The sequence below is a fragment of the Streptomyces sp. M-16 genome (assembly GCF_052114405.1).
Taxonomy (GTDB): domain Bacteria; phylum Actinomycetota; class Actinomycetes; order Streptomycetales; family Streptomycetaceae; genus Streptomyces.
On record NZ_JBFRER010000170.1, the window covers coordinates 1 to 12,283 of the forward strand.

A 12,283-nucleotide genomic window follows, 5' to 3' on the forward strand; every position below is an offset into this window, starting at 1 on the left:
GAGGCGGGCGCCGGCGCGGCCGTCGAGGTGGGCGCGGGCGGGGTGACCGTCACGGGCCGGTCCAGCCGCAGCCACTGGAACAGGCGCCCCGCGTCGGGTTCCAGCAGCTCGTCCCGGTTGGGGTTCGGCGCGTAGGGCCGGCGCGGCACCGTCAGGAACCTGATCTGGTCGGACGGTATGTCCCTGACGCTCCGTACGAGTTCGTACAGCCCGCGCAGCGAGGCCAGCCCCGGGTCGGTGGTCAGCGCGGAGGTGGCCGCGTCCAGCAGCGGGTAGAGCCGCGCCGGGTTCAGCAGGACGCCGTTGCTCTGCACCTTCTTGACGAGCGAGCCGAGGAACTGCTGCTGGCGCTCCATCCGTTCCGTATCGCTGCCGTTCCCCAGGCCGTACCGGGCCCGGACGAAACCCAGCGCCTGTTCCCCCTGGAGCAGGTGGCGGCCCGCGGGGAGCCGCAGGTCCGCCTCGGCGTCGTTCACCGGCTGCCGCAGGCACACCTCCACCCCGCCCACGGCGTCGACCATCTGCTTGAAACCGCCGAAGTCCAGCACCATGTGGTGGTCGATCCGGACCCCCGTGAGCCGCTCGACCGTACGGATCGTGCAGGCGGCCCCGCCCCACTGGAAGGCCCAGTTGAACTGGGCGAAGCGCTCGGCGGTACGGGTCCCGTCGGCGGCCCGGCAGCTCGGGACCTCCGTCATCAGGTCCCGGGGTATCGAGACGGCCGTCACGCTCCCGCCGTCCGCCGACAGGTGCAGCAGGATCGTCGTGTCGGAACGCTGCGTGCCGCCGTCCTGCCCGTAGCCCGCGTTCTCCCGGCCGGACCGCGAGTCCGAGCCGATCAGCAGGATGTTCCGGGCGCCCTCGGCGGAGTGCGCCGGGCGCTCGCGCTCGTAGCGGCGCAGTTCCGCCTCGGCGGAGGTGTCCGCGGTGATGTTCCCGTCGAGCTTGGCGTACAGCCACCAGCCGGTGGCCGCGCCCGCCAGGACCAGCAGGACGGCCCCGAGCCCGATCCAGCGCAGCAGCCGCCGACGCCGGCGGTCGGCCGGAGGCCTCTGCCCGCCTCCGGCCGCCCCGGTGCCGCCCGGTATGCCCGCGCTGTCCGTCACTGCCGTTCCGTCCCCTCGCCGAACCGGATGCCAGCCGTACGGGTGAGTACGGCCTGGAGCCGATCCTGCCCCCGGGGGCCGCGGACGGCCCGGGGGCACCGCCCTGTACAGGGCCATGCGGGTGACAGATCGCGCGAAGTCGCCGTCAGACGGTGTGAGTGACGCGCTCGCTCTCGGTCCGCTGCTCCAGCGCCTGCGGCGACAGCCGGTCCAGGTGGCGGCACAGCACCACAGAGCCGCCGGTGGCCAGCGCCCCGTACAGCCCCGAGGAGAGCCCCTCCCAGCTGTCGTAGCCCAGCCCCGACAGCACCCGGGCGCCCTCGCCGAAGCCGCGCGCCGCCGCGTCCGCGCGGGCCCGCTCGACCACGGCCGCGTACGAGAGCTCCTCGCCGCCCACCACCAGCCCCGGGGCGTCGGCGTCGACCGGCGCGAACGGGGCGAAGCGGTCGCCCTGCCCCGGCACCTCCACCGCGTAGTCCGCGAACCCGGCCGGCGGCTGCGGGAACCGCCCGCCCAGGGGACGCAGCGCGAGCGCGACCCGCTCCCCGGAACAGGCGCGGGCCTCCTCCAGGGTGTCGGGCCCGCTCACCACCAGGTCCGCGCCCGCCGGGTCGCCGCCGACCTCGGCGACCACACCGACCGAGGCGCAGGCGAGCAGCCACACGGCGCTCTGCCAGTGCGCGGGGAGCAGCAGTGCGAGCCGGTCGCCCGGCTCGGCGGCCAGGTCGCCCTGGAGCAGATTGGCGGTCTTGGCCACCCAATTGGCGAAGGTGGCGACGGACAATTCGACGCGCTCGCCCGTGGCGTCGTCGTAGAAGGTGACGAGGGGGCGGCCCGGATCGGCGGCGAGCGCGGATCGCAGCAGGTCGGCAGGGGTGCGGTCAGTGGCGTTCACCCGCCCCAGCCTACGCGGGCCCTTCCCTCGTACGGGGGGCGGCGGCTGCGCCGTCCAGGGGAGGCGCGGGCCCGGCGTTGTCGGACGGATCGTCAGTTCTCCGATGGCGCTTCGTGAGGGCTGTGCCCAGCATCGCTTCCATGCGTGGATTCCTTGCTTCCTCGATCGGTGTCGCGACCGCGGCCGCACTGGCCCTGCCGCTCGCGCTCTCCACTCCGGCCCTGGCCGCCGCGTCCGAGGGCGCGGCGGCCCCCGTGACCCCCGCGGGGTCCACCCAGTCCCTGCCGCTCGCCCCCCTCGGCCCCTCCGACGGGCGGATCCCCGGCGTACCGGGCATGAGCGCCTCGCCCGGCCGCCCCGAGGCGCGGGGGCTCGCCGCCCGGGACGTGAAGACCTTCTCGCTGGTCGGCGTCGTGTGGGACGACGCCGCCACCCGGCTCGTGGGCCGGGTCCAGGTCCGCACCCGCGCCGCGGGCACGGCCACCTGGTCCCGCTGGCAGGACGTCGAGACCCACAACGGCGAACACGCCGCCGACCCCGACGCGGTGGAGCGCGGCTCGCGCCGCGTCCGCGGCAGCACCGCCCCGCTGTGGGTCGGCGCCTCCGACGGGATCGAGGTCCGGGTCCACGCCGAGACCGGCGGCGAGGACACGCGGGCCCCGTCCCGGCTCCCCTCGGGCCTGCGCATCGAACTCGTCGACCCGGGCGCGGCGGAGCCCGTCGCCGTGCTCGACGGCAAGAACGCCGGCCGCCTGTCGTCGCCGGCCGGCGACGACAAGGGCGACGCGGCGCTCCTGCCCGAGATGACCATGGAGGGGGCCGAGTCCTCCGCCGCGAACGTCCCGCACGCCACGCTCGGCGCGCTGGAGATCGGCGCGCTCAACAAGGCCGACTCCACCGCCGACGCCGTCCTCGCCGCCGACGGATCCCTCGGCGCGGCCGCCCGCCCGTACATCGGCCCGCGCCCGCGGATCGTCACCCGGCGCGGCTGGGGCGCCGACGAGAGCCTGCGCGAAACGGGCTTCGTCTACACGAACACCGTCAAGGCGGCCTTCGTCCACCACACCGCCTCCGGCAACAACTACGCCTGCAAGGACGCCCCGGCGGTGCTGCGCAGCCTCTACCGCTACCACGTGGTCAGCGAGGGCTGGCGGGACATCGGCTACAACTTCGCCGTCGACCGCTGCGGGACGGTCTACGAGGGCCGGGCGGGCGGGGTCGCCAAGCCGGTGCTCGGCGCGCACACCATGGGGTTCAACGCGGACAGCATGGGCATCGCGGTGATCGGCTCCTTCGGGGGCGCCGCCCCGCCGAAGGCGGCCGTCGACGCGGTGGCCCGGCTCACGGCCTGGAAGCTCGGGCTGTTCGGCGCGGACCCGAGGGCGAAGACCACCCTGAGGTCGGGCGGCGGGAACCGGTTCCCGAAGGGGACCAGCGTGAAGATGAACGTGATCTCGGGCCACCGCGACGGCTTCGCCACGGAATGCCCCGGCAGGCAGCTGTACAACCAGCTCCCGCCGACCCGCACGAGGTCGGCGAGGCTCCAGGGCCGCTGACGGCCGCCGCTGCCCTTGCCCTGGCCGGGCGGGGTGGCCCGGGTCCTGGCCGGGGGCTGCGGGGTGGCCGGGGTCGGTGCCGGGGCGGGGTGTCGTCCGGGACTGCATGATTTATGGCGCCCTGTCCGGGTTTGCGTTGGTGCCAGGTACCTCGCGCCAACACATCACGTTTTACGTCCCGGCCGACACCCCACCCCGTCCCCGCCCCCGGCCGGGCGTCAGCAGGTCCCGGCCGGCCAAAATCCAGCCCCGCCGGCGATTGAGGCGCGGGGTGCGGGGCGGAGTTCCGGGGAGGCGGTCCGCGCAGCGGCGGCGGGGCCGGACCCCCGGCGGGCTACGCTCAAGGCATGGCCGGCCGCTTCGACCCCCTCACCCGCACCGCCGTACGTGGCGGCCGTACCCAGGTACCCCCCGGGCCCGGGGCCGGGCCGAAGCCCTCCGCCGCCGCGCAGCGCCGCCGCTGGAGCCCCGGCGGGCCCGTCGACCTGGGGCTCACCCTCGGCCCGCTGCGCCGCGGCCCCGCCGACCCCACCTTCCGCGTCACCCCCGACGGCTCCGTCTGGCGGGCCACCCGCACCCCGCAGGGCCCGGCCACGCTCCGGGTCGGCCGGGCCGGAGCCGGCGAGGAGCTCGATGCGGAGGCCTGGGGCCCCGGCGCCGAGTGGGTGCTCGCGGAGCTGCCCCGGCTGCTCGGCGCCGACGACGATCCCGCCGCCTTCGTCCCCCGCCACCGCCTCGTGCACGCCAGCCACCGCCGCCGCCCCGGGCTGCGCCTGACCCGTACCGGGCTGGTGCTGGAGTCGCTGGTCCCGGTGGTGCTGGAGCAGAAGGTGACCAGCGACGAGGCCTACCGGTCCTGGCGCCGCCTGGTCCGCCAGTACGGGGAGCCCGCCCCCGGGCCGCAGGAGATGTACGTGATGCCCGACGCCCGCACCTGGGCGCTGATCCCGTCCTGGGACTGGCACAGGGCGGGAGTGGACGCGAAGCGTTCGGCGACCATCGTGCGCGCCGCCCGCGTGGCGGACCGGCTGGAGGAGGCCGCCGCGATGGACCTGCCGAGGGCGGCCGCCCGGCTGGAGGCCGTGCCCGGCATCGGCCCGTGGACCTCCGCCGAGACCCTCCAGCGCAGCAACGGCGCCGCCGACGCGCTCACCACGGGCGACCTCCACCTGCCCGGCATCGTCGGCTACGCCCTCACGGGCGACCGGGACGCCGACGACGACCGGATGCTGGAGCTGCTCGCCCCGTACGAGGGCCAGCGCCACCGCGCCGCCCGGCTCATCCTCCTCGCGGGCCGGACCCCGCCCCGCCGCGCGCCGCGCATGCCGCGCGGCGACATCGGCCGCCTCTAACGGACCTCGATGAACGCGTCCGCGGTCCGCTGCGCCCGCGCCGCCGGGGCCACGGCCGGGTGGCCGACCGCCACCGCGCCCATCGGGTCCCAGTCCTCCGGCAGCGCGAGCACCTTGCGCACCACGTCCCGGCAGAACATCGTCGAGGACACCCACGCCGAGCCCAGCCGCTCACCGGCCAGCGCCACCAGGAAGTTCTGCACGCCGGCGCCCATCGCGACGACGAACATCTCCCGTTCGGCCGCGTCCCGCCGCGCGTGCCCGTAGTCGTGCGCGCCGTCCGTCACCAGGCAGGGCACCACCAGGTACGGGGCCCGGCGCAGCACGTCCCCGCGCCGCACCCGCTTGGCGACGGACTCCTCGGACTTGCCGTCGGCGCGCAGGTCGGCGATCCACGCGTCGCGCATCGCGTCCAGCAGTTCCCGGCGCGCGGCCGCCGATTCCAGCAGGACGAAGCGCCACGGCGTCGTGTGGTGCGGCGCCGGGGCCGTCACGGCCGCGGCGACGGCCCGCCGTACCGCGCCCGGGTCCACCGGCTCGTCGGTGAAGTCCCGTACGGTGCGCCGCTGCGTGACGGCTTCCCGTACGGCCTCCGAGGTGCCCAGCCGGAACATGTCGTCGGCGGGGGCGCGCACCAGGTCCCGTGCCGAGGACCCTTCACCGCGGACGTGTCCCAGTCCGCGGACGACGGCCACGGGCAGCCCCGCCGCCTTGCCCTTGACCAGGTCGCCGGCGCCGGCCAGTTCGTCGGCGGTCGCCACGACCGTCGCGCTCAGCGGGTTGCCGTGCGCGTCGGTGCCGCCGCGCAGGTCGTCCAGGACCCGTACCCCGGCCGCGCCGATGGCGACGTCCGTCAGCCCGGTGCGCCAGGGCCGCCCGAACGTGTCGGTGACGATCACGCCGACGTCCACGGAGAGCAGCTCGCGCAGCCCCGCCCGGATCCGGGCCGCCGAGGCGTCCGGGTCCTCGGGCAGCAGGAGGACGGTGCCGGGCCCGGTGTTGGAGGCGTCGACGCCGGCGGCGGCCATCACCAGGCCCCGCCGGTCCTCCACGATCCGCAGCGTGCCCCGGCGCGCGACGACCCGTACGGTCTCGGCGTCTATGGCCTCCTCGCGGGAGGCCGCCGTGACGATCCGGCCCTCCGCCTTGGAGACGATCTTCGAGGTGACCAGCAGGACGTCCCCGTCGCGCAGGCCGGGCGAGGTCCCGGCGATCAGGGCCGCCAGGTCGTCGCCGGGACGGACCTCGGGGATCCCGGCCAGGGCCCGCACCTCGTACGAGGGGGCGGGCACGGTCACCGGGACGCCTCGGCGAGCTCCAGGGCGGCCCGCGCCATCGCGGCGGTGGCCTCCGTGTCGGTCATCATCAGCGGTACCGCCCGGCAGGTGATGCCGGCGGCCTCCACCTCGGCGACCGCGTCCGCGTCGGCGGTGTCCACGAGCCAGCCGTCGAGCAGGCCGGTCCCGTAGTGCAGGGCGACGGCGGCCGCGGTGGCCTCGACGCCGACGGCGGCCAGCACCTTGTCGGCCATGCCGCGCACGGGGGCGCCGCCGACGATGGGGGAGAGGCCGACGACGGGAGCGTCGGCGGCCGCGACGGCCTCCCGGATGCCGGGGACGGCGAGGATGGTGCCGACCGACACGACGGGGTTCGACGGCGGGAAGAGGATCACGTCGGCGGCGGCGATGGCCTCCAGCACGCCCGGTGCGGGCTTGGCCTGCTCGGCGCCGACGGGCACGACGGCCTCGGCGTCCACCGCGGCGCGCATCCGGACCCAGTACTCCTGGAAGTGGACGACCCGCCGCTCGCCGGACTCCGGGTCGGTGATGGCGACGTGGGTCTCGACGCGGTCGTCGGACATGGGCAGCAGCCGGACGCCGGGCTGCCAGCGGTCGCAGAGGGCCTCGGTGACGGCGCTGAGCGGGTAGCCGGCGCCGAGCATCTGCGTGCGGACGATGTGGGTGGCGAAGTCGCGGTCGCCGAGGCCGAACCAGGTGGGTCCGACCCCGTACGCCGCGAGTTCCTCCTTGACGGTGAAGGACTCGTCGGTGCGGCCCCAGCCCTGGTCCTCGTTGATGCCACCGCCGAGGGTGTACATCACGGTGTCCAGGTCGGGGCAGACCTTCAGCCCGAACAGGTGAATGTCGTCACCGGTGTTGCCGATGACCGTGATGTCCGCGTCGGGGACGGCGGACAGGAGTCCGCGCAGGAAACGGGCGCCGCCGATGCCGCCGGCCAGAACAACAATGCGCATGCGGACAGTCTGTCAGCCGCCGGCCGTCCCCCGACGGGGGGTGCAGGCCGGGTGGCGGGCGGGGGCGTCAGGCCGGTACGTGTTCCTCGCGGGCCGGGGAGCAGCTGTGCATGGGCATCTCGGTCAGGCCGGGGAAGTACACGTGCAGGCTGACGGCTCCGTCGAGGGTGTCGTTGACGACCTCGTGGGAGTAGCCGGGGGCGAAGACGCGCTGGGAGCCGGGGCCGAGGGCGAGCGGCCCGCGGGCGCTGTGCTCGGTGAGCTCGCCGTCCAGGACGGTCAGCACCCCGGAGGAGCCGCCGTGGCCGTGGCGGCCGCTGCCCTGGCCGGGGACCCAGCTGAGCAGCCAGACCTCGTAGCCGGGGCCGGTGCGCAGGCGGTGGTACCAGCGGGTGGTGGCGTCGTAGCGGACCAGGTGCTCCCAGCTCCCGCGGTCCTGTGCGATGGACCGGGCCAGACCCGCGAACTCGGCGACGGTGGCCGGGTGTTCGCGGGCGGGCTGCAGGAGGTGCTGGACGGAGAGGATGTCGCCGGCGATCTGGAGGTCGCTCTCGATCACGGAGGCCGTGGCGGTGGGGGCGGTGGTGGGAGCGGTGGCGGCGGGGGCGCTGTTCATCGTGGGGGTGTCCTCGACGGATGTCAGTCGTGCGGGGCGGTTGCTGTGGGGGAGTAGCCGGTGCTCGGACGGAGCCGGGGCTCCGGAGGCATCAACAGCTGCAACAGCAACAGCGAACCTGGGCAGCGCACAGGAACCCACGAATGGGGGTCCGGGTGGCGGCTGCGGGCGCTGACATGCGTACAAGGAGAACGGGGAAAGGGGCGGACTGTCAACCCAATGTCCGGTTTGAGGGAAAAGTTTCACCTCATCCGGTTACCGTGCGCGGAGAAAGGTTTGTGCAGTCGGGTCCAGGGGATGTGCCGTTCAGTCCCGCCCGAGCCGCCTTCAAACCCGTAGCCCGCACTCGTAACCGGAATGTGATCCGCGCCGCATCTTCGGCCGAATCGCAACCCCGCCCCGGAGCGAATCGTCGGCAACGAGAGAGGGTGGCGCCCGCGCGACACCTGAGCCATGTGTCACGATTTTTGGCGATATGAACACTTTCTGCATAGGCTTGGTTCCGCAGAGTGAATAAGGCGCCCAATAGCAGATCTCGGCTTGACTGCGCCGGAGCCACGCACTTGTAATTTCACTCGTGTCGTTACCTGGCGATCAGTAACGGCAACACCACGGGGACGCACAGAAGAGCGAGGGGCGCACATGACCGAGCTGTTTCAGGAACTGCTGGTCGAGGAGGCGGACGAGGAGCTCGGATGGCAGGAGCGCGCGCTGTGCGCCCAGACCGACCCCGAGTCCTTCTTTCCCGAGAAGGGCGGCTCCACCCGCGAGGCCAAGAAGGTCTGCCTGGCCTGTGAAGTCCGGTCCGAATGCCTGGAGTACGCCCTCGCCAACGACGAGCGATTCGGCATCTGGGGCGGCCTCTCCGAGCGCGAGCGCCGCAGGCTGAAGAAGGCGGCGGTCTGATCCGGCCGCACCGGCCGCACCGCCCCCGCCGGGACACCCGTCCCGCCGCCCACCCCATACCCGAGGGCCCGGCCCCCACGGCGCCAGGCCCCCCGCGCACCACCACCGCACACCGCACGACGCGCACCACCGGTACACAGGGCAAACGGTCCGCCTCCCGCACCTTCCCCGCAGGAGGCGGACCGTCGCGTTCCGGGCCCTGCGCGGGCGAGGCGGACCGTCACCTTCCCGGCCCCGCGCACACGAGGCGGACCGTCCCCTTCCCAGCCGTTAGGGTGGGGCGCTGTCCAGCAGCCTCCGAGGGCACACCACCCCCGGATCCCCGGCCGGAGGGCCCGTACCGCGATGTCCCTGCACAGCAACTCGACGGCCTCCCACCAGGCAGCCGCCACCCCCGAGTTCCCCCGGCACGTCGTCACCGCGGTCCTCGTCGCCCACGACGGAACCCGCTGGCTGCCCCAGACCCTCGCCGGCCTCCTCGCCCAGGAACGCCCCGCGCAGAGCCACGTCGCCGCCGACACCGGCAGCGCCGACGATTCCGCGCGCCTGCTCGACCAGGCCTTCGGCGACGACCGCGTCCTGCACCTCGCCCGGCGCACCGGCTTCGGCGCCGCCGTCGACGAAGCCGTCCGCAGCGCGCCGGTCCTGACCGCCGAGGAGCTCCCGTACCTCAAGCGGCCCAGCGGCTGGGACCCCGTCAGCCGCACCTGGCGCGACGACGCCCACGACCTCCCCGACCTCCCCCACGGCGAACCCGTCCAGTGGCTCTGGCTGCTCCACGACGACAGCGCCCCCGAACCGGACGCCCTCGCCGAACTCCTGCGCGTCGCCGACGAGAACCCCGACGCCGCCGTCATCGGCCCCAAACTGCGCGGCTGGTACGACAAGAAGCAGCTCCTCGAAGCCGGCGTCACCATCGCCCGCAGCGGCCGCCGCTGGACCGGCCTCGACCGCCGCGAACAGGATCAGGGCCAGCACGACCAGGTCCGCCCCGTCCTGTCCGTCTCCACCGCCGGCATGCTCGTGCGCCGCGACGTCTACGACGCCCTCGGCGGCTTCGACCGCCGCCTGCCCCTCATGCGCGACGACGTCGACCTGTGCTGGCGCGCCCACAGCGCCGGCCACACCGTCCTCGTCGCCCCCGACGCCGTCCTGCGCCACGCCGAGGCCGCCGCCCGCGAACGCCGCACCGTCGACTGCGCCGGCCGCTCCGCCGTCGACCCCCACCGCGTCGACAAGGCCGGCGCCGTCTACACCCTGCTGGCCAACTGCTCCGGCCGTGGCCTGCCCTACGTCCTGCTGCGCCTGGTCCTCGCCACCCTCCTGCGCACCCTCGGCTACCTCGTCGGCAAGGCCCCCGGCCAGGCCGTCGACGAGTTCACCGGCCTCCTCGCCACCCTGCTGCGCCCCGGCCGGATCCTCGCCGCCCGCAAGGCCCGCCGCCGGCCCGCCGTCCCCGCCGCCGACCTGCGTCCCCTCTTCCCCCCGCCGGGAGCCACCCTGCGGGCGGGCGCCGAACAGCTCGCCGGCCACTTCGGCTCCGGACAGGGCGCCGACACCGCCCCCGCCGGACGGCACGGCGGAGCCGTCGAATCCGGACCCGGCGGCGACGATGCCGACTACCTGGAGATCGAACAGTTCGGCCGGCTCAAGCGGATCGCCCGCAGGCCCGCCCCCGTCCTCTTCGCACTCCTGCTGCTGGTCTCCCTCGCCGCCTGCCGCGCCCTGATCGGCGGCGGCGCCCTGATGGGCGGCGCCCTGCTCCCCGCCCCGCCCGGCGCCCTCGACCTGTGGCACGCCTACACCGGCGACTGGCAGCCCGTCGGCATCGGCACCACCGTCGGGGCGCCCCCCTACCTCGCGGTCCTCGCCGCCTTCGCCGCGCCCCTGCTCGGCTCCACCAAGGCCGCCCTGACCCTGCTGCTCGTCTGCTCCGTCCCCCTCTGCGGGCTCACCGCCTACTTCGCCTCCCGCCCCCTCGTCACCTCCCGCCTGCTGCGCGCCTGGGCCGCCGTCGCCTACGCCTTCCTGCCCGCCGTCACCGGAGCCCTCGCCGGGGGCCGCCTGGGCACCGCCGTCCTCGCCGTCCTGCTGCCGCTCCTCGCCCGCTCCGCCGTCGCCGCCTTCGGCTTCGCCGACCGCGAGACCACCGGATCCTGGCGGGCCGTGTGGACGTACACCCTGCTGCTGACCCTTACCACCGCCTTCACCCCCGTCGTGTGGCCGCTCGCCGCCGTCCTGGGCACCGGCGCGCTCCTCGTGCGCCGCGCGCGCTGGAAGGCGTACGCCCCCCGGCTGCTCGCCACCCTCGCCGTCCCCCTGGCCGTCCTCGCGCCCTGGTCCCTGGGCCTGCTCGCCCACCCCGGCCGCTTCCTGCGCGAGGCCGGACTGCCCTACGGCAGCGGCTCCGCCACCGCCCTCGGCCTGCTCGGCGCCAGCCCCGGCGGCCCCGGCACCACCGGCGGACTGCTCTTCGCCGGAACCGTCCTCGCCGCCCTGGCCGCACTGCTCCGCGCCGACCGGCGCTTCGCCGTGGCCGTCGCCTGGACCACCGCCCTGGCCGCCCTGTTCCTCGCCGTCCTCCTCAACCGCGACGGCTGGGCGGGCCCCGCCACCCTCGTCCAGGGACTCGCGCTGATCGCGGCCGCCGTGCTCGGCGCCGACGGCGCCAGGGAGCGGGTCGCCGCCCGCAGCTTCGGCTGGCGCCAGCCGCTCGCCGCCCTCGTCGCCCTCGGCGCGGCCCTCGGCCCGCTGCTCCTCGCCGCCGTCTGGACCGTCGCCGGAGCCGACGGACCGCTGGGACGGCGCGACCCCGTCCAGGTCCCGGCCTTCGTCGCCGCCCAGTCCGACGACAGCAACCGCACCCGCACCCTCGTGCTGGCCGGCGACTCGCCCGCCACCGTCTCCTACACCCTGGTCCGCGGCTCCGGCGTCCGCCTCGGCGACGCCGAACTCCTCGCCGGGGCAGGCTCCGAGCCCCGCCTCGCCCAGGCCGTCTCCAGCCTGGTCTCCGGATCCGGAGCAGACCAGTCCGAGCAGCTCGGCGCGTTCGCCGTCCGCTACGTGATGATCCCGCCCGGCGGCTCCCCCGCGATGCGCCGGACCCTCGACGGGACCCCCGGCCTGCGCCAGCGCCACCAGGACGACGGCACCGCCATCTGGGAGGTCCAGCGGCTGCCCGCCCGCGTCGCGATCCTCCCCGGCAAGCAGGGCCAGGCCACCGTCGCCGTCGACGCCGGACCCGTCGAGGCCCATGCCAAGATCCCGGCCGGCGAGGAGGGCCGCACCCTGCGCGTCGCCGACCGCGCCGACCCGGGCTGGCACGCCACCCTCGACGGCAAGCCCCTCAAGCCCAAGGCCCTCGAAGGCCGCGACGGCTGGGCACAGGGCTTCGCCCTCCCCAAGGAGGGCGGCCGCCTCGCCCTCGTCCACACCGACTCCCTGGCCCGCGACGCCTGGCACTGGACGCAGGGGATCCTCGCGCTGGTGCTGCTGGTGATGGCCCTGCCCGGCCGCCGCGCCCGCCTCGACGACGACCTGCCCGAGGAGGACGCCGCCGCCCCCGCCGCGGACGGCGCCGGGGCGAGCGTGCCCGGAC

9 protein-coding genes are annotated in these 12,283 nt (G+C 75.4%); 4 read left to right on the forward strand and 5 right to left on the reverse strand.

Annotated features, from left to right (window positions below):
- Positions 1–1,106 (reverse strand): LCP family protein (locus AB4039_RS39270; RefSeq protein WP_442273020.1); only part of this gene is annotated, 1,106 nt, incomplete at its 3' end.
- Between the two features lie 145 nt (positions 1,107–1,251).
- A complete protein-coding gene (locus tag AB4039_RS39275) occupies positions 1,252–2,001 on the reverse strand; it encodes a TIGR03089 family protein (protein WP_280920465.1) in 750 nt (249 codons plus the stop codon).
- A gap of 140 nt (positions 2,002–2,141) precedes the next feature.
- Between AB4039_RS39275 and AB4039_RS39280 the strand changes: the two genes are divergently transcribed.
- Both AB4039_RS39280 and AB4039_RS39285 read left to right on the forward strand, forming a co-directional pair.
- A complete protein-coding gene (locus AB4039_RS39280) occupies positions 2,142–3,557 on the forward strand; it encodes a peptidoglycan recognition protein family protein (protein WP_442273021.1) in 1,416 nt (471 codons plus the stop codon).
- Between the two features lie 347 nt (positions 3,558–3,904).
- A complete protein-coding gene (locus AB4039_RS39285; protein WP_266839400.1) occupies positions 3,905–4,909 on the forward strand; it encodes a DNA-3-methyladenine glycosylase 2 family protein in 1,005 nt (334 codons plus the stop codon).
- On the opposite strand, the gene AB4039_RS39290 is transcribed toward AB4039_RS39285, so the two are convergent.
- From AB4039_RS39290 to AB4039_RS39300, 3 genes are all read right to left on the reverse strand, one after another.
- Positions 4,906–6,207, reverse strand: coding sequence for a coenzyme F420-0:L-glutamate ligase (locus AB4039_RS39290; protein WP_266839399.1), 1,302 nt, complete (start codon positions 6,205–6,207; stop codon positions 4,906–4,908). The two genes, AB4039_RS39285 and AB4039_RS39290, sit on opposite strands and share 4 nt — an antisense overlap.
- A complete protein-coding gene (gene cofD / locus AB4039_RS39295; protein WP_266839398.1) occupies positions 6,204–7,163 on the reverse strand; it encodes a 2-phospho-L-lactate transferase in 960 nt (319 codons plus the stop codon). Before cofD ends, AB4039_RS39290 begins: the two co-directional genes overlap by 4 nt.
- Before the next feature lie 67 nt (positions 7,164–7,230).
- Positions 7,231–7,779 (reverse strand): cysteine dioxygenase, encoded by a 549-nt coding sequence (locus AB4039_RS39300; protein WP_266839397.1) that lies wholly within the window; start codon positions 7,777–7,779, stop codon positions 7,231–7,233.
- Positions 7,780–8,421: 642 nt separating this feature from the next.
- Between AB4039_RS39300 and AB4039_RS39305 the strand changes: the two genes are divergently transcribed.
- Complete coding sequence (locus AB4039_RS39305; protein ID WP_003983763.1) at positions 8,422–8,685, forward strand: WhiB family transcriptional regulator; 264 nt, start codon at positions 8,422–8,424, stop codon at positions 8,683–8,685.
- A gap of 345 nt (positions 8,686–9,030) precedes the next feature.
- On the forward strand, positions 9,031–12,283 hold a 3,253-nt coding region (locus AB4039_RS39310), incomplete at its 3' end, for a glycosyltransferase family 2 protein (RefSeq protein WP_442273022.1).

Coding starts and splice junctions, on each gene's coding strand:
- AB4039_RS39280 (WP_442273021.1), top strand. CDS start 2,142: ATGCGTGGATTCCTTGCTTCCTCGATCGGTGTCGCGACCGCGGCCGCA.
- AB4039_RS39285 (WP_266839400.1), top strand. CDS start 3,905: ATGGCCGGCCGCTTCGACCCCCTCACCCGCACCGCCGTACGTGGCGGC.
- cofD (WP_266839398.1), bottom strand. CDS start 7,163: ATGCGCATTGTTGTTCTGGCCGGCGGCATCGGCGGCGCCCGTTTCCTG.
- AB4039_RS39300 (WP_266839397.1), bottom strand. CDS start 7,779: ATGAACAGCGCCCCCGCCGCCACCGCTCCCACCACCGCCCCCACCGCC.
- AB4039_RS39305 (WP_003983763.1), top strand. CDS start 8,422: ATGACCGAGCTGTTTCAGGAACTGCTGGTCGAGGAGGCGGACGAGGAG.